21 protein-coding genes are annotated in these 22,815 nt (G+C 67.5%); 15 read left to right on the forward strand and 6 right to left on the reverse strand.

The window, feature by feature from the left end:
* Window positions 1–311: 311 nt before the first annotated feature.
* From ACGFNJ_RS25380 to ACGFNJ_RS25435, 12 genes are all read left to right on the forward strand, one after another.
* Window positions 312–2,540, forward strand: a complete 2,229-nt coding sequence (locus tag ACGFNJ_RS25380) for a SulP family inorganic anion transporter (protein ID WP_393452892.1) — start codon at window positions 312–314, stop codon at window positions 2,538–2,540.
* 250 nt (window positions 2,541–2,790) lie between these two features.
* Window positions 2,791–5,043 carry a solute carrier family 23 protein gene (locus ACGFNJ_RS25385; RefSeq protein ID WP_393452895.1) on the forward strand — a complete coding sequence of 751 codons (2,253 nt, stop codon included), beginning with the start codon at window positions 2,791–2,793 and terminating at the stop codon, window positions 5,041–5,043.
* Window positions 5,044–5,155: 112 nt separating this feature from the next.
* Window positions 5,156–5,575 carry a TIGR02611 family protein gene (locus ACGFNJ_RS25390; RefSeq protein ID WP_393452898.1) on the forward strand — a complete coding sequence of 140 codons (420 nt, stop codon included), beginning with the start codon at window positions 5,156–5,158 and terminating at the stop codon, window positions 5,573–5,575.
* Entirely contained in the window at window positions 5,572–6,186 is a 615-nt protein-coding gene (locus ACGFNJ_RS25395) for a (2Fe-2S)-binding protein (protein WP_393452901.1), read from the forward strand. Before ACGFNJ_RS25390 ends, ACGFNJ_RS25395 begins: the two co-directional genes overlap by 4 nt.
* Before the next feature lie 207 nt (window positions 6,187–6,393).
* Entirely contained in the window at window positions 6,394–8,442 is a 2,049-nt protein-coding gene (thrS, locus tag ACGFNJ_RS25400; protein ID WP_393452904.1) for a threonine--tRNA ligase, read from the forward strand.
* Window positions 8,439–9,020: an HIT domain-containing protein gene (locus ACGFNJ_RS25405; RefSeq protein WP_069167454.1), complete on the forward strand. Its 582-nt coding sequence runs from the start codon at window positions 8,439–8,441 to the stop codon at window positions 9,018–9,020. Before thrS ends, ACGFNJ_RS25405 begins: the two co-directional genes overlap by 4 nt.
* Before the next feature lie 46 nt (window positions 9,021–9,066).
* Window positions 9,067–9,762 (forward strand): phosphatidylinositol phosphate synthase, encoded by a 696-nt coding sequence (gene pgsA, locus ACGFNJ_RS25410; RefSeq protein WP_393452908.1) that lies wholly within the window; start codon window positions 9,067–9,069, stop codon window positions 9,760–9,762.
* 46 nt (window positions 9,763–9,808) lie between these two features.
* The gene (locus tag ACGFNJ_RS25415) at window positions 9,809–10,831 is read left to right on the forward strand and encodes a phosphatidylinositol mannoside acyltransferase (protein ID WP_393452911.1); all 1,023 of its coding nucleotides are present in this window, start codon (window positions 9,809–9,811) and stop codon (window positions 10,829–10,831) included.
* A complete protein-coding gene (locus ACGFNJ_RS25420) occupies window positions 10,828–11,952 on the forward strand; it encodes a glycosyltransferase family 4 protein (protein WP_393452914.1) in 1,125 nt (374 codons plus the stop codon). The genes ACGFNJ_RS25415 and ACGFNJ_RS25420 overlap by 4 nt, the downstream gene beginning before the upstream one ends.
* A complete protein-coding gene (locus ACGFNJ_RS25425) occupies window positions 11,952–13,019 on the forward strand; it encodes an NUDIX domain-containing protein (RefSeq protein WP_393454153.1) in 1,068 nt (355 codons plus the stop codon). Before ACGFNJ_RS25420 ends, ACGFNJ_RS25425 begins: the two co-directional genes overlap by 1 nt.
* Before the next feature lie 525 nt (window positions 13,020–13,544).
* Entirely contained in the window at window positions 13,545–14,465 is a 921-nt protein-coding gene (pdxS, locus tag ACGFNJ_RS25430) for a pyridoxal 5'-phosphate synthase lyase subunit PdxS (RefSeq protein ID WP_069167458.1), read from the forward strand.
* A gap of 394 nt (window positions 14,466–14,859) precedes the next feature.
* The gene (locus tag ACGFNJ_RS25435; protein ID WP_393452917.1) at window positions 14,860–15,354 is read left to right on the forward strand and encodes a hypothetical protein; all 495 of its coding nucleotides are present in this window, start codon (window positions 14,860–14,862) and stop codon (window positions 15,352–15,354) included.
* Window positions 15,355–15,430: 76 nt separating this feature from the next.
* Here the strand turns inward: ACGFNJ_RS25435 and ACGFNJ_RS25440 are convergent, their stop codons facing one another.
* Window positions 15,431–15,880 carry an HIT family protein gene (locus ACGFNJ_RS25440; protein WP_393452920.1) on the reverse strand — a complete coding sequence of 150 codons (450 nt, stop codon included), beginning with the start codon at window positions 15,878–15,880 and terminating at the stop codon, window positions 15,431–15,433.
* Between the two features lie 218 nt (window positions 15,881–16,098).
* Complete coding sequence (locus ACGFNJ_RS25445) at window positions 16,099–16,704, reverse strand: hypothetical protein (protein WP_393452923.1); 606 nt, start codon at window positions 16,702–16,704, stop codon at window positions 16,099–16,101.
* 463 nt (window positions 16,705–17,167) lie between these two features.
* Between ACGFNJ_RS25445 and ACGFNJ_RS25450 the strand changes: the two genes are divergently transcribed.
* On the forward strand, window positions 17,168–17,986 hold the full coding sequence (locus tag ACGFNJ_RS25450; RefSeq protein ID WP_393452926.1) for an acyl-CoA thioesterase: 819 nt from the start codon (window positions 17,168–17,170) through the stop codon (window positions 17,984–17,986).
* Between the two features lie 68 nt (window positions 17,987–18,054).
* On the opposite strand, the gene ACGFNJ_RS25455 is transcribed toward ACGFNJ_RS25450, so the two are convergent.
* Window positions 18,055–19,746, reverse strand: a complete 1,692-nt coding sequence (locus ACGFNJ_RS25455) for an APC family permease (protein WP_393454156.1) — start codon at window positions 19,744–19,746, stop codon at window positions 18,055–18,057.
* A 341-nt stretch (window positions 19,747–20,087) separates the two neighbouring features.
* Here ACGFNJ_RS25455 and pdxT point away from each other — a divergent pair, with 341 nt between their 5' ends.
* Window positions 20,088–20,732 (forward strand): pyridoxal 5'-phosphate synthase glutaminase subunit PdxT, encoded by a 645-nt coding sequence (gene pdxT / locus ACGFNJ_RS25460; RefSeq protein ID WP_393452929.1) that lies wholly within the window; start codon window positions 20,088–20,090, stop codon window positions 20,730–20,732.
* A gap of 116 nt (window positions 20,733–20,848) precedes the next feature.
* On the forward strand, window positions 20,849–21,601 hold the full coding sequence (locus ACGFNJ_RS25465; protein WP_393452932.1) for a YebC/PmpR family DNA-binding transcriptional regulator: 753 nt from the start codon (window positions 20,849–20,851) through the stop codon (window positions 21,599–21,601).
* 18 nt (window positions 21,602–21,619) lie between these two features.
* Here ACGFNJ_RS25465 and ACGFNJ_RS25470 read toward each other — a convergent pair whose 3' ends face one another.
* The 3 genes from ACGFNJ_RS25470 to ACGFNJ_RS25480 all read right to left on the reverse strand — a co-directional run bounded on the left by ACGFNJ_RS25470 (window position 21,620) and on the right by ACGFNJ_RS25480 (window position 22,795).
* Window positions 21,620–22,114 (reverse strand): SRPBCC family protein, encoded by a 495-nt coding sequence (locus tag ACGFNJ_RS25470; protein WP_393452935.1) that lies wholly within the window; start codon window positions 22,112–22,114, stop codon window positions 21,620–21,622.
* Window positions 22,111–22,473, reverse strand: coding sequence for a metalloregulator ArsR/SmtB family transcription factor (locus ACGFNJ_RS25475; protein ID WP_393452938.1), 363 nt, complete (start codon window positions 22,471–22,473; stop codon window positions 22,111–22,113). The genes ACGFNJ_RS25470 and ACGFNJ_RS25475 overlap by 4 nt, the downstream gene beginning before the upstream one ends.
* A 115-nt stretch (window positions 22,474–22,588) precedes the next feature.
* Window positions 22,589–22,795: a DUF5988 family protein gene (locus ACGFNJ_RS25480; protein WP_069167474.1), complete on the reverse strand. Its 207-nt coding sequence runs from the start codon at window positions 22,793–22,795 to the stop codon at window positions 22,589–22,591.
* Window positions 22,796–22,815 lie beyond the last annotated feature (20 nt).

A 22,815-nucleotide genomic window follows, 5' to 3' on the forward strand; every position in this document is an offset into this window, starting at 1 on the left:
GCTGAGTTGGTTCCACAGACCCGTCGTACGGTTCACAGAGGATAGAAACTCTGTGAACCGTATGCACGGTCTGTGGAACCGGTTCCGACGAGACTGGACTAGTGACCTAGATCACAGTTCAGTGACATTCAGTGCGATTTCACCATAAACCTTTCCACGCACTTTGCGAAGTCTTTACTATTACCTCCGACCTTCGCGTCACTCGGGTCGCCGCTCTCGAGCGGCAATGCTTCGCCCGCCGCTCGCTTTCGATGCCAGTACATGTTCGACCGATGCACCGGACGACTCCGTCGATCCGGCGAAGGAGAAATATGTCCACCGACACCGATCCCGCACCACGGACGTCGCCGCGCCACCCGCTGATACCGCAACGCCTGGTCCGCATCGGCCGCCACGATCTGCCCGCCTCCGTGGTGGTTTTCCTTGTCGCACTGCCGCTTTCCCTCGGTGTCGCGGTCGCCTCCGGCGCGCCGGTCGCCGCGGGACTGATCGCCGCGGTGGTCGGCGGGGTGGTCGCCGGTCTGCTCGGCGGCTCGGCGGTGCAGGTCAGCGGGCCGACGGCGAGTCTCACCGTGATCGTCGCGGAGAGCGTGCACCACTTCGGCTGGGCAGCAACGTGTTTCATCACGGTCGGGGCCGGGCTGTTGCAGATCCTGTTCGGGCTCAGCCGGATCGCGCGCGGCGCATTGGCGATTGCCCCGGTGGTGGTGCACGGGCTGCTCGCCGGGATCGGGGTGATCATCGCGCTGCAGCAGGTGCATGTGCTGCTCGGCGGCACCTCGCTGAGCTCGTCGTTCGACAGCATCATCCAGCTGCCGCATCAGCTGATGTCGGTGCATCGGGGCGATCTGTGCATCGGCCTGGTGGTGATCGTCTTGCTGATCGTCTGGAAGTACGTGCCGCGTCAGGTCCGGATGGTGCCGGGGCCGTTGGTCGCCGTGGTCGTCGCGACACTGCTGTCGCTGGCGCTGCCGACCCACGTCGAACGCCTGGTCCTGAACGGCTCGCTGCTCGATGCGATCGGCCTGCCCGCCATCCCGTCCGGCACCTGGACCTCGATCGCGCTCACTATGGTCACCATCGCGCTCATCGCCAGCGTCGAGACCCTGCTTTCGGCCGTCGCCGTGGACAAACTCCGGCCGGGCAGCACGACCAACCTGGATCGCGAATTGATCGGGCAGGGCTCGGCGAACGTGGTGTCCGGCCTGCTCGGCGGCCTGCCGATCGCGGCGGTGATCGTGCGCAGCATCACCAACGCGCACGCGGGCGCGCAGACCAGGGCCGCGACGGTGTTGCACGGCGTCTGGATCCTGCTGTTCGCGGTGGCCTTGGCCGGGCTGGTGCAGCAGATCCCGAAGGCCGCGCTGGCCGGGTTGCTCATCTTGATCGGCGTGCAATTGGTGAAGCTGGCGCACATCCGGCTGGCGCGGCGCACCGGCAATCTCTATGTGTATGTCGCGACCGTGCTGAGCGTGGTGTTCCTGAACCTGTTGGCGGGCATGGTGATCGGGCTCGTGCTCGCGTTCGCGCTGCTGCTGTGGCGGGTGGTCAGGGTGACGATCGCGGCCGAGCCGAGGGCGGGCGGGCGCTGGCTGGTCACCATCGACGGCACCTGCACGTTCCTCGCCTTGCCGAAGCTGACCGCAGAGCTGGCCAAGGTGCCCGACGGCGCCGACGTGACGGTGGAGATGACGGTCGACTTCCTCGACCATGCCGCCTACGAACGGATCACCGAGTGGGCCGCGCAGCGCGAATCGAAGGGCGGCACAGTCGAATTCGTGGAGATCGGCAGCGCACGGATGGCGACGGCGACGGCGGGACCGCCCGAGCGCGGGCAGTCGAGGAAGGTCATCGATCAGGCGATCAGCCCGTGGCGGCGCACCGGTATTCGCGAGGATCCGATCGCGGCGGGCATCGCGGCCTACCACCGCGGGCACGCGCATCTCATGCGCCCGCACCTCGCGGGCCTGCGGCATCGCCCCGACGCCGATTCGTTCTTCCTCACCTGCGCCGATGCTCGGATCGTGCCGAACGTCATCACCAACAGCGGCCCCGGTGACCTGTTCACGGTGCGCAACGTCGGCAACCTGGTTCCGACCGCGGGCAGCGACGTCTCGGTGGAGGCGGCTCTGATTTATGCGCTGGAGAAGTTGGACGTGCGCGCGGTGGTGGTCTGCGGTCACTCCGGCTGCGGCGCGATGGAGGCGCTGTACCGCGAGGTGCGGACCGGTCCCGGCCTCGGTGACTGGCTGGCCTACGCCCGGCCGAGTCTCGACCGTTTCCGTCTCGGGCATCCGGTCGCCGAGGCCGCCGCGCTGGCCGGGTTCGGCGAGGTGGACCAGCTCGGCATGGTGAATGTGGCGCTGCAATTGGAGACGCTGCACGCGCACCCTGCGGTGCGGCAGGGGATCGAGGAGCGGGGGGTCGCGGTGTCGGGGCTCTTCTTCGACATCGCCACCGCACGGGTGATCGAAGTGACCGTGGACGGAATTGCCGAATTCGACGACGAGGGCCGCCGTGTTGCCGCCGAGCCGGTGTAATCCCCGCGACGGCCCATGGGCCCTTGTGAGCCAGGCCATAGCACCTGAGCTCGGAGTTTACGAGTAGTTAGCCCGGTTCTCAGGCTTTGCTAAGTCTTTACCAATAGCCTGATTCGGATTTACATCCCGACCCGTTGGTGTGTCGGGAACTGCTTCACCGCGAGATGCCGGTTCGCGGTCGTGTGCCCTGCTGGACATTTGATCGTCAACCGACCTCGGCCATGAAGGCCGAGTTCGGCGAAGGAGAGTCATGGCTGTTACGAACGATTTGGCCCCACCTACGGCAGCGTCTGCGCCGACGGATCCCGGCCACGATTCCGGATCGATGTCCGATCGTCTTCGTTCCATCCTGCGACACGATGTGCCCGCATCGATCGTCGTCTTCTTGGTTGCGTTGCCGCTGTCGCTCGGCATCGCCGTTGCCTCCGGGGCGCCCGTCGCCGCAGGTCTGATCGCCGCCGTGATCGGCGGCATCGTGGCAGGCCTGATGGGCGGCTCTGTCCTACAGGTCAGCGGTCCCGCCGCGGGCCTGACCGTCGTGGTGGCCGAGTCCATCAACCAATTCGGCTGGAAAGCCACCTGTTTCATCGTCGTCGCGGCCGGTGTGCTGCAAATCCTGTTCGGGCTGAGCAGGATCGCGCGTGCCGCGCTCGCCGTCGCGCCGGTGGTGGTGCACGCGATGCTGGCAGGCATCGGCATCACCATTGCGCTGCAACAGATTCACGTGCTGCTCGGCGGTTCGTCGCACAGCTCGGCGTGGAAGAACATCACCCAGCTGCCCGAGCAACTGATGTCGCTGCACGGCGGTGACGCGTTCATCGGCGCCGTGGTGATCGCGATCATGCTCGGCTGGAAGTACGTGCCCGCCAAGCTGCGCGTCATCCCCGGACCGCTGGTCGCGGTGTTCGCGGGCACCATGCTCGCGATGGTGTTGCCGACCGGCGCCGAACGAATCGTGTTGAACGGCTCGCTGTTCGACGCGATCGGCCTGCCCGCGGTGCCGAGCGGCGGCCTGTCCGCCGTGCTGCTCATGATCCTCACCATCGCGTTGATCGCCAGCGTGGAAAGCCTGCTGTCCGCCGTCGCGGTGGACAAGATGCACACGGGCAAGCGCACCAACTTCGATCGCGAGCTCGTCGGCCAGGGCACGGCCAACGTGCTGTCCGGCCTGCTCGGCGGCCTGCCGGTGACCGGCGTGATCGTGCGCAGCGCCACCAACGTGCAGGCGGGTGCGCGCAGCCGCGCCTCGGCCGTGCTGCACGGTGTCTGGATCCTGGTCTTCTCGGTGGCGTTGGCCGCTGTGGTGCAACAGATTCCGAAGGCGGCGCTGGCCGGCCTGCTGATCGTGATCGGCATCCAGCTGGTGAAGCTCGCGCACATCCGGCTGGCCAGGCGAACGGGCGATCTGCTCGTCTACGCCGTCACCATCCTCGGCGTGGTGTTCCTGAACCTGTTGGAGGGCGTGCTGATCGGTTTGGCGCTCGCCTTCGGCCTGCTGCTGTGGCGGGTGGTGCGCGTCGCCATCAACGCCAGGCAGATCCCGGGTTCGCAGCGCTGGATGATCACCATCGACGGGTCGTGCACGTTCCTCGCGCTGCCGAAGCTGTCCACCGAGTTCGCCAAGGTGCCCTCGGATGCCGACGTCACCGTGGAGATGACCGTCGACTTCCTCGACCACGCCGCCTTCGAGGCCATCGAGGACTGGGTGCGACAGCAGGAAAGCAACGGCGGCAGTGTCGATTTCGTGGAGATCGGCAGCGCGCGGATGGCGCATGCGACGGCAGGCCCGCCGTCGCGCAGCTTCGGCCGTGCGGTGTGGACCGACATCCTCGGCCCGTGGCGTCGCGACGAGCACGCGGATCCGATCCAGGCCGGTGTGGCGGCCTACCACCGCAGCCACGCGCATGTCGTGCGGCCGCACCTGGACGAGCTGCGCGACAGCCAGGACCCGGATTCGTTCTTCCTCACCTGCGCCGACTCGCGCATCGTGCCCAACATGATCACCAACAGCGGGCCCGGCGACCTGTTCACCGTGCGCAATGTCGGCAATCTCGTTCCCGCCGTTGGTGATCCGTCGGTGGATGCCGCGCTGGCGTTCGCGTTGGAGGAGCTGAACGTGCGGTCCATCGTGGTGTGCGGCCACTCGTCGTGTGGCGCCATGGGTGCGCTGCACTCCGGTGCACACGCCGGACCGGACATCGACAAGTGGCTCGCGCACGCCCGCCCGAGCCTGGACCGGGTCCGGCGCGGACATCCGGTCGCGGTGGCCGCGGCCCGGGCCGGATTCGGCGAGGTCGACCAGCTGAGCATGGTGAACGTGGCGGTCCAGGTGGAGAACCTGCAGCGGCATCCCGCGGTGCGCAAGGCGGTCGCCGAGCGCGGCGTGACGGTGTCTGGCCTGTTCTTCGATATCGCGAGCGCCCGCGTCATCGAGGTGACCGAGGACGGACTCGCCCACATCGAGGACGACGCGGGGCAGCACATACTGCCCGAGCTCGTCTGAGCGCGGAACTCCGCCGACGAGCAGCCGATCGAAGAAGCACCGAACCCGCCCGACTCGTCGGGCGGGTTCGTGCGCTCCGAGGCGAACACCGCAGGCTCGTAGGCTGGTGGAGATGAGCGTGGAGCAGGAAACAAGATCGACGGGCTGGCGCGCCTTCCGTGCGCGCATCGCCGAGCGTCCTACGCTGAACCTCGCCTACCGGACCGGGGTCGCGGTGCTCGGCGTCGCGGTGCTGGCCGTCGGAATCCTGGCGATTCCCTACCCGGGACCCGGCTGGGCGATCGTGTTCGCCGGACTTGGCCTTCTTGCCACCGAATTCGATTGGGCGCGCAGGGCGCTCGGCTGGCTGCGCGACAAGTACCGGCAGGGTATGGCGTGGTATTCCGCACGGGGTGCCGCCATGCGGGTGTTCGCGGCGGTCGCTACCTGTGCGCTGGTTGTCGCGACACTGTGGGTGTTGGGTACGTTCGGGATGGTCGGCAGCTGGATCGGAGTCGAGTGGCAATGGTTACGCAGTCCCCTGAAGTGGTGAACAGCGTCCCGGGTCGGACGTTGACGCAGCCGGACTGGCTGTCGGCGCGGATCGCCGAGATGGGTCACTCGTGGGGGACCACCTCGCCGCGCATCGCGGGCACGCTGTGGTGGTGCATGGTCGCCTCCGCACTGGTCGAGCAGGTCGCGCGGGCCTACGCACAGGGCGAGCCCGCCGCCGAGCCGGTGCTCGACCGCTTCGACTGTGAGATCAGGCCCGACGGCGGCGTCGAGCGGATCCAGGTGCTTGCCGAGCCGGACGAAGGCACGGCGCCTGGGGCGGCATTGCAGGAAACTCTTGCGGCCGTGATCGGTCCGGTCGCCGAGGCATCCGGCGCGGGCGTGCCCTCCCTCTGGGCCATCGTCGCCGACGCCGTCGGCAACCGCGCGCTCGACGCCGGTTCCGCCGAGGCGGGCGCCCGGCTGGCGAGCGAGATCGGCGGCAAACTCCCCGTGCCACGGTTCGTCGAGATCGGCGGGCGCACCTTCGTCAAACGCATCTCCTGCTGCCTGGTCTTCGAGGTCCCCGGCTGCGAGATGTGCACCAGCTGCCCGAAACGGCCCGCCGCCGAGCGCGAAGCGATGCTGGAGCGGCTCGCCACCGAGAGCTGATGGCCCACCCGCCCAACGCCGTTCGGGTTGCGCATCGAGTGATCTACCGGAGGATGGGACCCGCGACGCGCGCCTCGTGACAGCCACGACCGGCGGAAGTCGCACCGAGGCAGGCCAGCTAGCATGGTCGCGCTGGGGCGATCGCCTGCCTCGACACCGATCGCGGGCCTCGGCCCGCACCCGAGAAACTCCAAGGAGAGCACCGCCGTGACCACCTCAGCCCGCAAGAACCCGGCGACCGTCGTTGTGCCGGCCGGGACGACAGCGGGTGCCGCGGTGCGCGAAGCCGGATTGCCGACGAAGGGACCCGACACCATCGTCGTCGTCCGCGACGCCGAGGGCCTCAAGGACCTGTCCTGGACCCCGGACACCGACGTCGAGGTGGAGGCGGTCGCCGCGGACACCGAGGATGGCCGCAGTGTCATCCGGCATTCCGCCGCCCACGTGCTCGCCCAGGCGGTGCAGCAGGAATTCCCCGAGGCCAAGCTCGGCATCGGCCCGCCGATCAAGGACGGCTTCTACTACGACTTCCAGGTCGACAAGCCCTTCACTCCGGAGGATCTGGCCAAGCTGGAATCCAGGATGAAGAAGATCGTCAAAGGCGCACAGCGGTTTTCGCGCCGCGTGGTCGAGGTCGAGGACGCCCGCGTCGAACTGGCCAAGGAGCCGTTCAAGCTGGAGCTGATCAGCGATAAGTCCGGCATCGACGACCCGGAGGTCATGGAGGTCGGCGGCAAAGAGCTGACCATCTACGACAACCTGGATCCGCGCACCGGTGAACGGCTCTGGGCCGACCTGTGCCGCGGCCCGCACATCCCGACCACCAAGTTCATCCCCGCGTTCAAACTGACCCGCAGCTCGGCCGCCTACTGGCGCGGCGATCAGGAACGCGAGGATCTGCAGCGCATCTACGGCACCGCCTGGGAGTCCCAGGAGGCGCTCGACGAGTACCTGCACCTGCTGGAAGAGGCCGAACGCCGCGACCACCGCAAGCTCGGCCTCGAACTCGACCTGTTCAGCTTCCCCGACGAGCTCGGCTCCGGCCTGCCGGTGTTCCACCCCAAGGGCGGCATCATCCGCAAGGAGATGGAGGAGTACTCGCGCCAGCGCCACGTCGCGGCGGGCTACGAGTTCGTCAACACCCCGCACGTCACCAAGGGGCATCTGTTCGAGGTCTCCGGCCACCTGGACTGGTATCGCGACGGCATGTTCCCGGCGATGCACCTGGACGCGGAGCTGAACGAGGACGGCACCGTCCGCAAGCCGGGCCAGGACTACTACGTCAAGCCGATGAACTGCCCGATGCACAACCTGATCTTCCGTGCCCGCGGCCGGTCGTATCGGGAACTGCCGCTGCGGATGTTCGAGTTCGGCTCGGTGTACCGCTACGAGAAGTCCGGCGTGGTGCACGGCCTGACCCGGGTGCGCGGCATGACCCAGGACGACGCGCACATCTACTGCACCAAGGAGCAGATGCACGCCGAGCTGACCAGCACCCTGCAGTTCGTGCTCGGCTTGCTCAAGGACTACGGCCTCGACGACTTCTACCTCGAGCTGTCCACCAAGGACCCGAAGAAGTTCGTCGGCTCGGACGAGATCTGGGAAGAGGCGACCGAAACCCTGTCCAAGGTGGCCTCGGCCTCCGGACTGGAGCTGGTGCCCGATCCGGGCGGCGCCGCGTTCTACGGCCCGAAGATCTCCGTGCAGACCAAGGACGCGCTCGGGCGCACCTGGCAGATGTCGACCATCCAGCTCGACTTCAACCTGCCGGAGCGCTTCGACCTCGAATACACCGGGCCAGACGGCGTCAAGCAGCGGCCGGTGATGATCCACCGTGCGCTGTTCGGCTCCATCGAGCGGTTCTTCGGCGTGCTCACCGAGCACTACGCGGGCGCCTTCCCCGCCTGGCTCGCGCCGGTGCAGGTCGTCGGCATCCCGGTCGCGGAAACCTTTGTGCCGCACCTGGATCGGGTGGTCGAGCTGCTGCAGGACGCGGGCGTGCGCGCGCAGGTGGACCGCAGCGACGACCGGATGCAGAAGAAGATCTTCAACAACACCGCGCAGAAGGTGCCGTTCATGCTGCTCGCCGGCGAGCGTGACGTCACGGCGGGCGCGGTGAGCTTCCGCTTCCGCGACGGCACTCAGGTGAACGGGGTGCCGGTCGCCGACGCGGTGGCGACGATTGTGGCATGGATCGCGAACCGCGAGAACGCTTCTCCGACCGCGGAGGGCTTTCAGATCAAGGGTGCGGAATGACTGAACGCACGGATGAGCTCGACTCGTTCAACGAGGCGCCGGAGGGCAGCATCGTCGATCGAGGCGCGGGCGAACCGGACCGGTTGCAGCGGCTGTGGACGCCGTACCGGATGTCCTACATCGCCGAGGCGGCAACCACCGATTCCACCTCGACCGGGCATCCGTTCACCGACATCCCGAAGATGTCCGACGAGGACGGCCTGGTCATCGCCCGTGGCGAGCTGGTGTACGCGGTGCTCAACCTGTACCCGTACAACCCGGGACACCTGATGGTGGTGCCGTACCGCAAGGTGGCCAACCTGGAAGACCTGACCGTGGCCGAGGGCGCCGAGCTGATGGCGTTCACCCAGCAGGCCATCCGGGTGATGAAGCGGGTCTCGCGGCCGCACGGTTTCAACGTCGGGCTGAATCTCGGTGGCGTGGCGGGTGGTTCGCTCGCCGACCACCTGCATCAGCACGTGGTCCCGCGCTGGGGCGGTGACGCGAACTTCATCACCGTGGTCGGCGGCGCGAAGGTGATGCCGCAGCTGCTGCGCGAGACGCGGGCGCTGCTGGCCGCGGCCTGGAAAGAGGCGTGATGAGCGACGTGGTCCGCGCCGCCGCCCAGCAGGAAGTCGACTAGCTGTGCTGAGCTTCTTCGGTCGGGACACGTTCGCGAAAGCGACTGCGCCGCTTGGCAAAGCACTGGTGAGCACCGGGCTCACCCCGGATGCGGTGACGCTCATCGGCACCACCGCGTCGGTGGCCGCCGCGGTCACCCTGTTCCCGACCGGACACCTGTTCTGGGGAACCATGGTGATCTGGCTGTTCGTCATGTTCGACATGCTCGACGGCGCGATGGCCAGGGCGCGCGGCGGCGGCACGAAATACGGTGCCGTGCTCGACGCGACCTGCGACCGGGTGGCCGACGGCGCCATCTTCGGCGGGCTGGCCTGGTGGGCGGTGTACCACGAGAACCACAAGCCGTTGTTCGCCGCGACGCTGGTGGTTCTGGTGACCTCGCAGGTGATTTCGTACGCCAAGGCGCGCGCGGAGGCAAGCGGGTTGTCCGCCGACGGCGGGATCATCGAGCGGCCGGATCGGCTGATCATCGTGTTGGTCGGTGCCGGGCTCACCGGCATCGGCGGATACTGGGGCATCGGCTGGCTCGCCTACGCGGTGCACGTCGCCATGTGGGTCCTCGCGGTGCTGAGCATCGTGACGGTGTTCCAGCGGGTGCTCGCGGTGCGCAGTTCGCCGGGCGCGCGGACGGTGATCGCGCCGCCGCGGCCCGAAAACCCCACGGCGGGAACGGCGAACGCGACGGAGCTGCCGACGTGAGACCGCCGTGTCGCGGCGGTTCGGCGCGAGAAACGGGGTAAAGGGCATGAGTATCGGGGAGCGGGTCAGCGACGCCGGATATGCGGCGGGCTGGCGGCTGGTGCGGGCCTTGCCCGAGGCGACGGCCCGACGGCTGTTCGACTGGGGCGCCGACCGCGCGGCACGCAAAGCCAACGCCGCGTTCCGGGCCGGCGGTGAGCCGAACCAGTTGCGGCGCAACCTCGCCCGGGTCATCGGCGGGACGCCCGCCGAGGTGCCGGACGAGCTGATTCAGGCGAGCATGCGCTCCTACGCACGGTACTGGCGTGAGGCGTTCCGGCTGCCGTCGATGGACCACGCGGCGCTGGGGAGCCTGCCGATAGCGGGGACCGCGCACCTGGATGCCGGATTGGCCGCTGGGCGTGGCGTGATCCTGGTGCTGCCGCACTCCGGGAACTGGGACATGGCCGGAGTGTGGTTGGTGCAGAACCACGGTGGGCTCACCACAGTGGCGGAACGATTGAAGCCGGAGTCGCTGTTCCTGCGGTTCGTCGCCTACCGGGAGAGCCTCGGCTTCGAGTTGTTGCCGCTGACCGGCGGTGCCCAGCCGCCGTTCGCCGTGCTGGCGAATCGGTTGCGGGAGAACAAGGTTATCTGCCTGATGGGGGAGCGCGACCTGACCGGTCGTGGGGTTCCGGTGACCTTCTTCGGCGAGCGCACCTGGCTGCCTGCCGGCGCCGCCAAACTGGCCATCGAGACCGGTGCGGCCCTGCTGCCGGTGCATTGCTGGTTCAGTGCGGACGGCGAGGAGGCGTGGGGGATGAAAATCGAGGCGCCGGTGGATGTTTCGAACGGCGTTGCGGCGGCAGCCCAGATTTTGGCGGACCGTTTCGCCGCGAACATCGCCGCCCACCCGGCAGACTGGCACATGCTGCAGCCGATGTGGGAAGGCGACCTCTCGGAGGCACGGCTGGCCCGCATTGCCGAAGCACAGCGTGGAATCGACCACGGCGCTGCCAGTGCCGGTGAGCCGGACCGCGCCGAGAGCAGTGGTCCGAACGCGGCGGCGAGCTCGGAAGGCGCCCCATGAAGATCGGCATGGTCTGTCCCTACTCGTTCGACGTGCCCGGCGGCGTGCAGGCGCACGTGGTCGAGCTGGCGCGGGTGTTCATCGAGCGCGGGCATCGGGTGAGCGTGCTCGCGCCCGCCTCGGAGGAAACGCCGCTGCCCGATTTCGTGGTGTCGGCCGGTCGCGCGGTCGCCATCCCGTACAACGGCTCGGTGGCGCGGCTGTCCTTCGGTCCCATGGCCTACACCAGGATTCGCCGCTGGATCGACGGCAACGATTTCGATGTGCTGCACATCCACGAGCCCAACGCGCCGAGCCTGTCGATGCTCGCACTGAAGATCGCCGAGGGGCCGATCGTCGCCACCTTCCACACCTCTACCACGAAGTCGTTGGTGCTCAGCACCTTTCAGGGTGTGCTCCGGCCGTACCACGAGAAGATCAGCGGCCGGATCGCGGTGTCCGAGCTGGCCAGGCGCTGGCAGGTGGAGGCGCTCGGCTCCGACGCAGTCGAAATCCCGAACGGCGTCGATGTGCCCGCGTTCGCACGAGCGCCGATGCTGCCCGGCTATCCACGGGCCGGCGGCACCGTGTTGTTCCTCGGTCGCTACGACGAGCCGCGCAAGGGCATGGACGTGCTGCTCGGTGCGCTGCCCGAGCTGGTGCGCAGGCACCCGGACCTGGAGATCCTGATCGTCGGGCGCGGTGACGAGGAGCGACTGCGCAGAGAGGCGGGCGCGAACGCCGGGCATCTACGTTTCCTCGGCCAGGTGTCGGACGCGGAGAAGGCCTCGGCGATGCGCAGCGCGGATGTCTACGTCGCGCCCAACCTCGGCGGCGAAAGCTTCGGCATCATTCTCATCGAGGCGATGGCGGCCGGAACCGCCGTGGTGGCAAGCGAACTCGACGCGTTCCGCCGGGTGCTGCGGGACGGAACGGCGGGCGTGCTGGTGCCGGTGGGTGATTCGGCGGGTCTCGCGAGCGCCATCCACGACATGCTCACCGATGATCGCCGCCGAAACGCGTTGGTGCAGACCGCGACCCAGGTGGTCGGCGAATACGACTGGCCGGTGGTGGCCGAGCAGATCCTGCGGGTGTACGAGACGGTCACCGTCGGCGACACCAGGGTGCGGGCCGCCGGATGATCACCTTCTCCGCGACAACGGTTCTCGTCCTCGCGCTGATCGCGGCGGTCATCGTCGCGATCGGCCTCTGGGCCTACTCGACCGCGAACCGGCTCGACCGGCTGCACGTGCGCTCCGACCAGTCCTGGCAAGCGCTCGACGCCGCGCTGGCCCGCAGGGCAGTGGTGGCCAGGTCGGTCGCGATGGCGATCGCTGGCCCTTCGGACGACCCGGCGCTGGCCGATCAGGCCCGCATGACGCTGGCCGATCAGGCCGTCCAGCTGTCCCAACTGGCGGCGCGGGCCGAACGTGCGGGCCGGGCCGACCGGGAAACCGCGGAAAACCAACTCTCCGGGGCACTCTCGACGATCGACATCACGCGGCTGCGCCCTCAGATGGTCGCCGAGCTCGCGGACGCGGAGGCGCGGGTGCTCATCGCGCGCCGCTTCCACAACGACGCGGTCCGCGACACCCTCGCGTTGCGCACCCGGCGGCCGGTGCGCATCCTGCACCTCGGCGGCACCGCGCCGCTGCCCACCTACTTCGAGATCACCGAGCGGGCCACGCCCGCCGCCTCGACCGGGCTTTCGGTCGACACCATCCGCACCACCGCGCGCATCGTGCTGTTCGACGAACATGACCGCACCCTGCTGATGCGCGGCAACGACCCCAAGACACCCGATGTCTCGTTCTGGTTCACCGTCGGCGGCGGCGTCGAGCCGGGGGAGACCCTGCGCACCGCCGCGGTGCGTGAGCTGTACGAGGAGACCGGCCACCAAGCCGATCCGGAGAGCCTACGCGGGCCGATCTGGCGCCGGGTCGCGGTGTTCCCGTTCGACGGCGAGCTGATCCGTTCCGAAGAGTTGTTCTTCGCCCTTCGGGTGCGCGGCTACGAACCGCAGGCGACGAATCTGACAGCGATCGAACGCCGCTCGATCACCGGTCACCAGTGGTGCACCACCGAAGACATTGTGCGCCTGGACGGTTCAGGCGAAACCGTCTACCCGTACAACCTGGACGAACTGCTCCCCGAAGCCGCGGCGGCCGCCTCCGGCATCGCCCATCCGGAAGTCCGCTCGATTCGCTGATCGGCCCGGTCGGCGTGTGATCTGTTTCACGATCGTGCTACGGTCGCGACTGGATCGCTGCGGCCTGGGTAGTGCTTAACGCAAGGCACTCGAAACTCGGTGTCGCGGTCCCCGCCGATGGGGTGGGGAAAATGCTCGGTGTGCGGAGGTTTTGTAGTTTCATGTCTTTCCTGTTGTACGACTTTCTGTTGCCGCTGCTCGGTCCCACCGCCGCCGAATATTGGGCAAGTCTGCTGGTTATCGGCCCGCTCTGAGTCGCGCCGAGAGTTTGCGGGGCTGCGCACACGGCCCATCGCCTGCCGAAAGCAGGTCCTGGTGACGAAACCGCCTCGCAGACCAGTACATCCGGTTCCGTAGCCACTCGCACCAGCGGCCGCCTCGGCGGCAACCGGTCCAGTGAGCTGCACCGACGGGCAGAGCCCCTGGTAGTGGGCAAGGCCAGTCATCTTCGACTGGCTATCAAGTGGCCTGCACGGCGCGCTTAGAATTAGGTCGATTCATTCCCTTGCGACCCGATTGGCGCACATGACCCAGGAGTTTGCCGTGACGACGCCCGAGACCAGCCAGACCATCGGCACCGCCCGCGTGAAGCGCGGCATGGCCGAGATGCTCAAGGGTGGGGTGATCATGGACGTCGTCACCCCCGACCAGGCCAAGATCGCCGAAGACGCGGGCGCGGTCGCGGTGATGGCGCTCGAGCGGGTGCCCGCCGACATCCGCGCGCAGGGCGGCGTGTCGCGCATGAGCGACCCCGACATGATCGACGGCATCATCGCCGCTGTCTCCATCCCGGTCATGGCCAAGGCCCGCATCGGCCACTTCGTGGAGGCGCAGATCCTGCAGAGCCTCGGCGTCGACTACATCGACGAGTCCGAGGTGCTGACCCCCGCCGACTACACCAACCACATCGAGAAGTGGAACTTCACGGTGCCGTTCGTGTGTGGCGCCACCAACCTGGGTGAGGCGCTGCGCCGAATCACCGAGGGCGCGGCCATGATTCGCTCCAAGGGCGAGGCGGGCACCGGCGACGTGTCCAACGCGACCACGCACATGCGCAAGATCCGCCAGGAGATCCGCAAGCTGAGCTCGCTGCCCGCCGACGAGCTGTTCGTCGCCGCGAAGGAGCTGCAGGCGCCGTACGAGCTGGTCCGCGAGGTCGCCGAGACCGGCAAGCTGCCCGTCGTGCTGTTCACCGCGGGCGGCATCGCCACCCCGGCCGACGCGGCGATGATGATGCAGCTCGGCGCCGAAGGCGTGTTCGTCGGCTCCGGCATCTTCAAGTCCGGCAACCCGGCCGAGCGGGCCGCGGCCATCGTCAAGGCGACCACCTTCCACGACGACCCGGACGTGCTCGCGAAGGTGTCGCGTGGACTCGGTGAGGCGATGGTCGGCATCAACGTCGAGGAGCTGCCGGTCGATCACCGACTGGCCGAGCGCGGTTGGTGATTGCCCGGAATCGGTCCTGCGAGCTGTTCGAGGGGTCGGCTGGTTAGCGCCGTAGTACGTTCACATGAGCAGGGATCCCACGGGATCCCTGCTCATGTGCGTAAAGGGGGTTCGATGCTGAGCCGCCCTCCGTCAGGTCTGAGCCCAACCGTTGGCTGCGCGGTGCTGGGGTCAATCACGGACGTAGTAGTGGCCCAGCGTGTCGTCATAGCGGCCGTTCGGGCCGTGGCACGCGAATTTCGTCCGACTCTATGTCGAGCCACACCGTGGTCTTATCGTTCTCACAATTGTGTTGACTACCTTCGCGATTCGATGCCCGCCGAGCCCCGCGTAGTCGATTCGCGCCGCATCCGAGGACGAGTGACGTGTACAGCCGAACGCAAAGGACCAGCAGTTGAAGCTTCGTAAATCAGGACGTATCGCGATCGCGGGCTTGGCCGTCGTCGCCGCACTCGGGCTGACGGCCTGTGGCAGCGATGACAAGAAGGATCCGCCCAAGCCGTCCCGTACCACGACCAGCACGACCGCGAATCCGAACCTGCCGCCGGTGCCGACCGTCGATCAGCTGAACGACCTGCTGCAGCGCGCACTCGACCCCACGGTCCCGAGTACGGAGAAGCTGGAACTGGTGCAGGGCATGGAAGCCGACCCGGATCTGCCCAACCGCCTCGCCGAGGCCTACCGGCAGGCGAACGCCCAAGCCAAGGTGGTCGGCGTGAGCAACTTCGGCGAGACCGTGAGCGCCCAGGTGAAGATCACCCTCAACGGCCAGGAAAACGACGCGGTGGTGCCCTTCGTCGCCGACGCGGGCAAGTGGAAGGTGCAGAAGCAGTGGGTCTGCCAGACCATCACTGCCTTCGGCCTGACCTCCCCGGCCTGCCCGACCTAGTCGGGCCACCCACGGTCGCGCACGGATCCGCCAATCCGTGCGCGACAGTGGGTTTTTGGTAGTCGACGCGTCGGCTTCAGATCGCCGCCGGAGTAAAATGGCTTGCGAGCCGGGCGATCAGGGGAGTGAGTTCGGTTGCGGTGATGCGTGGGCCCTCGGGCCAGGAGTCGGTGTCCGGCCACGGGATGGCCGGGGGAGTGCCGAGGGGGCGCGCGAAGACATGCTGGTGAAAGTGGACGACGCTACGCCCGGTCACCGCTGAGAAGACGAATTCCGGTGCCAGCTCGTGCTGTATCGCGCGGGCGGCACGCGTCACTGCCCAGCCGACGGCCGAAGCCTCGGCATCTGTGAGCGTCGACACCGACGGCGTATGTCGCCGGGTCTCGACGAACAGGTATCCCGGCACCGGTGTGTTGTTGGCGAGGGGACGATGCGTCACCACCACCAGGTCGTCCTCGAAAACCACCGGACCGACCAGCGCTCCGACACCCCGATGTTTGGCGCAGATCGCGCACTCACTCCCCATTCCGCCACTGTATCGGCCGCCGCAATCGACGAGTGGCACATGGCCGCGGCAAACGTCGAGAAGAGGTCTCCGTGGTGTGCCACTCGTGGCTCAGCGTGGGGGAGTGGTCGAGTATGCATTTGGATACTTGGATATGCGCATTTATCTATGGAGCGCGCGTTGAGGGTGTATCGAGAGTGCGGGATGAGTTGCGTTGAGGGAAGGCAAGGAGGGAAGGGTTAGTCGGGGAGGTGGAGGGCGGGGCGGTCTGGGTGGTCCCAGCGGGCGGAAAAGGTTGGGGTGGTGGGGGATTGGGGGTGGAGGAGGGCGGGGAGGGTCCAGTGGTCGGTGGATGGGGTGTTGCGGCGGAGGGCGGGCTCGGACATGTCGAGACGCAGGGTCAGGTCGAAGGGGAGCGAGTGTTCGAGGAGCATGGGGCCCGCGACGAACAGCACGGTGTTCGGGAGGGCGGTTCGGATGGCGGCGCGGGCCGAGCGATCGGTGGTCTCGTTCCAGAGGGCAGGCAGCCAGCGGCCATCGGTGTGCAGCGCGTCGATGACCTCGCGATGCAACGCTTCGTAGTCGAACCACGAAGTGCGGTAGGAGATTTCGTCGATTCCGAACTCCATGCGCAGTGAGGCTGGGCGGACGTAGTCGTGGAGGGAAACCACCTCCGCGGGTCGCCCGGTGTCCCGCACCGCGTCGGCGATCCGGCCCGCGAAGTCGGTGGGCCGTGCGGCGTCGGCACCGTCGACGCCGATCACCCGATAGCCGGAGAGCGGATGGATGCGCTCGATGAGGCGCTCGACGAGAGCATCCTGAGTGATCGGAACGAACTGTGGCACCAGACCATCACAGCAAACCGCCGCATATCGTCCACGCCCCGGCCCGCTCACTCACAGCCCGGTCGGCCTCTCGCGTCCGGTGGCGGTGCTCTACTTACCTTGCCGTGGTCCGGGCGTGCCGGACTCGAAGTGTCTTGGCGGCGAATCGTCCACGGCCTGGTCACGTGCCCGTGGTCTGGGCCCGGCGGGTTTGCCGAACGGGCGGTGCGAGTGGCCGTGCCCGAGTTGCGCGCCGTGGTCGGGGCGCACCGGACTGGCGCGGCCTCGGCGGGCGAATCGTCCACGGCCCGATGGGTTGCCGCATTGGGCGGGTGTGGGCGGTGGCGTCTGAGTCACTGGCATGGTTCGGGCGTACAGGGCCGCGCGATCACGACCACCTGTGAGTGGGACTCGCGGGCCGCGGTGGGGCTGCTAGTCGCTAGCCGGGGCGGTGCTTGCTCGCCGGTCGGGTTAACCTCAGGCCATGGCGACAATCGAAGAGGCGCTGGAGATAGAGCGTCTCGAGCGCGACATCTTCCGTGGGGCGTCCACGAAGACTCAGCTTCCGCGCACGTTCGGCGGGCAGGTTGCCGGCCAGGCACTGGTGGCGGCGGTACGCACGGTGGAACCGCGGTACCAGGTGCATTCGCTGCACGGATATTTCCTGCGGCCGGGCAATCCGGATCAGCCGACGGTGTACCTGGTGGACCGGATCCGCGACGGCCGTTCTTTCTGCACTCGGCGGGTCACCGGCGTGCAGGACGGCGCCGCGATATTCACCATGTCGGCGTCGTTCCACACCGGCGATCAAGGGCCGGAGCATCAGGATGTGATGCCGCCCGTGCAGATGCCGGACGAGCTGCCCGACGCGAGCGTCACGATGAGCCCGGAACGGCTGTGGGCGATGCGGGAATGGGAGCACTGGGACATTCGCACCGTGCCGACGGACCAGGTGACCCGCCGTGACGGCGTCGTCTCGCAGCAGCAGGTGTGGTTCCGCTATCGGCATCCGCTGCCCGACGACCCGCTGTTCCACGTCTGCACACTGGCCTACATGAGCGATATGACGCTGCTCGGCTCGTCGAAGGTGACTCACCCCGACGAGAAGACGCAGAACGCCTCGCTCGACCATGCGATGTGGTTCTTGCGTCCGTTCCGCGCGGACGACTGGCTGCTCTATGACCAGTCTTCGCCTTCAGCAGGTTTCGGCCGGGCGCTGACCGGCGGCAAGATTTTCAGCCGCTCCGGCGAGCTGGTGGCAGCGGTGGTCCAAGAGGGACTGATCCGCACTTTGCGCGACTGAGTTGTCGACCGCGGTGGTGTGAGTGTGGCCGACCCACACCACCGCGGCCGCCTGAATTCGATCAGGCTCTATCCCACCTGGACGCGCAGGTGGCAGACCACCGTGTCGGTCATGCGCCGCAACACGCGTTCGAGTTCGTCACTGCGGTGGCTCGGCAGGACACGGTTCCAGCCGACGGGCGGGTCGACCTCGGCGATGACGACCACCTTGCGGCGGCCCTCGAAGTTGTCGCGCACGTAGCGTGCCACCGGCCCGCCGACCGTCGCGTCGCTGTCTTCGAGCAGCACCAGCCTGACTTCGGGATGCCACGCCTCCCATGCCTTGGTGAACGCCTTGATCGACTCACCCGGCAGGCACACATGCACTGCGACAACGTCTTTGCCGATCGACAGTGCCGCCGACAGCGCCTCGCAGCTCAAGTCGGAGACCTCCGAGACCGGCACCACGATGACGGCGTCGCGCGGCCGGGGCGGCGGCGGGACTTCGTCGGAGCGACGGTATGCGCCGATCCTGGTGTAGGTGTCGCGAATTCGTTCCATGCCGACGACGAGCGCGGGCAGGATCAACACGATCAACCACGCGCCTTCGGTGAATTTCATTGCGGTGGTGACGATCGCGGCGACGAAGGTGAGCAGCGCGCCGAATCCGTTGAGCGCCATCCGCCACTGCCAGCCCCTGGTCCGCGCCAGTAGCCAATGCCGCACCATGCCGACCTGCGCGATGGTGAATCCGACGAACACTCCGATCGCGAAGAGCGGGACCAATGCGTTCATGTTGCCGTTGGCGGCGATCAACAGCACTGCGGCCGCGACACCCAGCGTCAGCACGCCGTAGCGATACACCTGCCGAGGGGAGCGGACCGCGAACCGATGCGGCAGGCAGTTGTCGTCGGCGAGGATTTTGGTGAGCGTCGGCAGTCCGCCGTAGGAGGTGTTCGCGGCCAATGCCAGCAGCACTACCGTCGCGAATTGCACCACGTAGTAACCGATTCCGTGTCCGAGCGCGGCCTCGGTGAGTTGCGAGAGCACCGTGGTGCCGTCGATCGGATGCACCTCGAACTTCTCGATCAGCAGCGCGAGCCCGATCAGCATGATGCCGAGCAGGGCGCCGAGCGCGACCTCGGCGCGTTGCGCGCGAACCACTTTCGGCGCCTCGAAGCTCGGCACCGCGTTGGCGATCGCCTCGACACCGGTCAACGCGGCGCAGCCGCTGGAGAAGGCCTTGAGCAGCAACAGCACTCCGACGGTGTGCATATCGAGCACGGTCGCGGTGCCGGTGCTGACGCTCGCAGGCTCGGACCGCAGCAGCCCGGCCACGATGACGGTGAGGATACCGACCACGAAGATGACGGTCGGCACCATGAATGCGCGGGCGCTCTCGGTGATGCCGAGCAGGTTCAGCGCGGTGATGCCGATGAGCACCGCGACGCAGATCCACACCGTGTACGGGAGCAGCGCGGGAAACGCGGAGGTGAGTGCGGCGACGCCGGCGGCGATCGACACCGCGACGTTCAGGACATAGTCGATGATCAGCGAGGCGGCCGCGGTCAGGCTGGTCCGATGCCCGAGATGTGCCTTGGCGACCGCGTACGCGCCACCGCCGTTCGGGAACGCCGCGATCACCTGCCGATAGGACGCGACGAGCACGGCGAGCAGCGCGGCGATCGCCAGCGTCACCGGCAGAGTGAGCCCGAGTCCCGCGCCACCGGCGGCGGCCAGCACCAGCACAATCGCTTCGGGGCCATAGGAAACCGACGCCATCGCGTCGAGGGAAAGTCCCGCCAAACCGGTCGGAACGGTGAGCCCACGGCGGGCGGGGGCGCCATTCGCATCCCCACCCGGTGCGGGCACCTTGCGCGGCAACACAGCAATCACCTTGTGAGTGTCGACCTGTTCACTGTTGTCCGACCCCGCCGTTGACGGAACTCTGACGGCGACCGTGATCAGCCCCACACCGCGGCAGCGTCTGCTCGGGTCGCCCACCGGTTGCGGCCAGTCGGGGCGGCTCAGTTGCGGTCAGTGAACCCGTGCCGGAGCCGCCGCCGGACCAGCGTGGCGGCTCGGGTCAGCCCGGCACCACGGCGACTCGTAAACTTTCCGACGTGAATGTTTCTCCGGTCGCCGCACCCATCGCTGCGCAGGCCCCGTCGCGGCCGACCGTCGGAGTGCTGGCCTTGCAAGGCGATGTGCGCGAGCATGTCGCGGCGCTGGAGCACTGCGGCGCCGAGCCGGTGCTTGTCCGTCGCGCGTCCGAGCTGGCCGCCGTCGACGCACTGGTCTTGCCCGGCGGTGAGTCGACCGCGATCAGCAAGCTGCTGGAAGTCTTCGACCTGCTGGAGCCGCTGCGGGCTCGACTGCGCGAGGGCATGCCCGCCTTCGGTTCCTGTGCGGGCATGATCCTGCTCGCCAGCGAGGTGCTCGACACCAGGCCCGACGCCCAGCATTTGTTCGGCATCGATATGACGGTGCGCCGCAACGCTTTCGGTCGTCAGGTCGATTCCTTCGAGGTCGATCTCGCCTTCAAGGGTCTCGACGACGGTCCGATGCGCGCGGTGTTCATCCGCGCGCCATGGGTGGAGCGGGCAGGCGCGGACGTCGAGGTGCTGGCGACGGTGCCGGACGGCCCGTTCGCCGGACGCATCGTCGCGGTGCGGCAGGGGAACGTGGTCGCGACCGCGTTCCACCCCGAGGTGACCGGCGATCTGCGGGTGCACGAGATGTTCGTCGAGCTGGTCCGAGCCGCGTAGATCACCGGCCTGCAATGCCGCTATGACCGGCCGAGTAGGCTTGGGAAGTTGTCCGTCCGCCAGTACCGGTACGGTCTACATCACTTAACGTGCCATCGACCTGAAGGAAGTAGGGAATGAGCGGCCACTCCAAATGGGCCACCACCAAGCACAAGAAGGCGGGGATCGACGCGAAGCGCGGCAAGCTCTTCGCCAAGTTGATCAAGAACATCGAGGTGGCGGCACGCACGGGTGGCAGCGACCCTGCAGGCAACCCGACGCTGTACGACGCCATCCAGAAGGCGAAGAAGTCGTCGGTCCCCAACGACAACATCGAACGCGCCCGCAAGCGCGGCGGTGGTGAAGAGGCCGGCGGCGCCGACTGGCAGACCATCATGTACGAGGGCTACGGCCCCAATGGTGTCGCGGTGTTGATCGAGTGCCTCACCGACAACCGCAACCGCGCCGCGGGCGAGGTGCGGGTCGCGATGACCCGCAACGGCGGCAACATGGCCGACCCTGGCTCGGTCTCCTACCTGTTCCACCGCAAGGGTGTGGTGACGCTGGAGAAGAGCGGCCTTTCCGAGGACGACGTCCTGATGGCCGTCCTCGACGCGGGCGCCGAGGAGGTCAACGACCTCGGTGACTCGTTCGAGATCATCAGCGATCCGAGCGACCTGATCCCCGTGCGCAAGGCGCTGCAGTCCGCCGGAATCGACTACGACTCCGCCGAATCCGGCTTCCAGCCGTCGGTGTCCGTCGCGGTCGATCTCGACGGAGCCAAGAAGGTGATCAAGCTGGTCGACGCGCTCGAAGACAGCGACGACGTGCAGAACGTGTACACGAACGTCGACATCTCCGACGAGGTTCTCGCTCAGCTCGACGACTGACGCGACCGCGCTGGTCGACTAGTCCTCCAGCGCTTCGTAATACTGCTGCATCGAGGGGTAGTAGTCCTCGAAATCGGGGCGGTCCGTACCTGTGCGGGCCGCCCCGAGCGCGTCCAGGTAGTACTCCCAGCCCGGTCCGACCTGGCCGATCGGGGCCTCGGGTTCCAGGTGGTGGGTGAACACGAGTTCCGTGCTGCCGTCGGTTTCGGTCAGCACCGCCTCCAGATGCCAGGTGCCGAAGTCGTCCTCGGTGGTGATGGCGAGCCTGCGCGGCGGTTCGCAGGCCTCGATGTGCGCGTTGCACCATGGCTCGCCTTCTTCATAAGCCATCTGCAGCTTGATGTTTCGGCCTGTTCCCGCATCGCCCTCCCATGGGCCGAACCAGCGGGCGGTGCGATCGGATTCGGTGATGCTGGCCCAGACGTCGGCGATGGGGGCGCGGTAGGTCCTGGTGAGGATCAGGTCGCGGCGCCCGTCGGTGCGGTCGAGGCGGCCGTTCGGCTGTGGGGTCATGCGGTGTTCTCCTTCGTCTGTTCGTCTTTCGGCCGCGCGCGATGTGCTTTGCGCGTCCGGTAGACCTCGGTTTCCAATGCGTCGAGGCGGTGGGTCCAGGCTGCGGCGGTGTCGAAGCGCGCGATCCATTCCGCCACTTCGGCCAGCGGCGCCGGATCGAGCACATAGAACCGCTGCCTGCCGACGAGCTCGTCGTGCACGAGCCCGCACTCGCGCAGCACCCGCAGGTGTCTGCTCACCGCGGGCCTGCTGATCTCGAACTTCGCCGCGATCTCACCTGCGGTGAGCCGGGTGCCGCGCAGCGATTCGAGAATCTCCCTGCGCACCGCGTCGGCGATCGCATCGGCTACCTCGTCCACGGCAAAAGCGTAACCACTTGGTTACGCGTTTGTCCATAGTGCAGCCGCCGATCGAAACCGGCGGAAGGCGGCCGGTCGATTGCTCGACCGGCCGCACTGGACGATTACTCGCGCGTCACTCCGCGATCTCGGTCCGAGCGGACCACTCATAGACGGGCAGGCGCCCCTCCGGTGTGTCTTGCTCTTTGCGGGTCACCTTGAAGTGTTCGTAGCCACCCTTGAACGGGACCTTCAACTCGATCCCCGGCGGGGTGATGGGGACGATTCGCGCGGGCATGTCTTTCGGCCCGCCCTCGAGGACAGCCTTCACAACAGTGCTCATCATCGGATGGTAGAAGCGTG

Source organism: Nocardia sp. NPDC049149 (assembly GCF_043197455.1).
Classification (GTDB): Bacteria; Actinomycetota; Actinomycetes; order Mycobacteriales; family Mycobacteriaceae; genus Nocardia.

Bases quoted from the DNA above. Each gene is read 5' to 3' on its own strand.
- ACGFNJ_RS25470 (WP_393452935.1), bottom strand. From the start codon at position 22,114: ATGACCCCACAGCCGAACGGCCGCCTCGACCGCACCGACGGGCGCCGC.
- pdxS (WP_069167458.1), top strand. From the start codon at position 13,545: ATGACCCAGGAGTTTGCCGTGACGACGCCCGAGACCAGCCAGACCATC.
- ACGFNJ_RS25420 (WP_393452914.1), top strand. From the start codon at position 10,828: ATGAAGATCGGCATGGTCTGTCCCTACTCGTTCGACGTGCCCGGCGGC.
- ACGFNJ_RS25405 (WP_069167454.1), top strand. From the start codon at position 8,439: ATGACTGAACGCACGGATGAGCTCGACTCGTTCAACGAGGCGCCGGAG.
- ACGFNJ_RS25385 (WP_393452895.1), top strand. From the start codon at position 2,791: ATGGCTGTTACGAACGATTTGGCCCCACCTACGGCAGCGTCTGCGCCG.
- ACGFNJ_RS25380 (WP_393452892.1), top strand. From the start codon at position 312: ATGTCCACCGACACCGATCCCGCACCACGGACGTCGCCGCGCCACCCG.
- ACGFNJ_RS25455 (WP_393454156.1), bottom strand. From the start codon at position 19,746: ATGGCGTCGGTTTCCTATGGCCCCGAAGCGATTGTGCTGGTGCTGGCC.
- ACGFNJ_RS25440 (WP_393452920.1), bottom strand. From the start codon at position 15,880: ATGGGGAGTGAGTGCGCGATCTGCGCCAAACATCGGGGTGTCGGAGCG.
- ACGFNJ_RS25465 (WP_393452932.1), top strand. From the start codon at position 20,849: ATGAGCGGCCACTCCAAATGGGCCACCACCAAGCACAAGAAGGCGGGG.
- ACGFNJ_RS25415 (WP_393452911.1), top strand. From the start codon at position 9,809: ATGAGTATCGGGGAGCGGGTCAGCGACGCCGGATATGCGGCGGGCTGG.
- ACGFNJ_RS25390 (WP_393452898.1), top strand. From the start codon at position 5,156: ATGAGCGTGGAGCAGGAAACAAGATCGACGGGCTGGCGCGCCTTCCGT.
- ACGFNJ_RS25480 (WP_069167474.1), bottom strand. From the start codon at position 22,795: ATGAGCACTGTTGTGAAGGCTGTCCTCGAGGGCGGGCCGAAAGACATG.
- ACGFNJ_RS25450 (WP_393452926.1), top strand. From the start codon at position 17,168: ATGGCGACAATCGAAGAGGCGCTGGAGATAGAGCGTCTCGAGCGCGAC.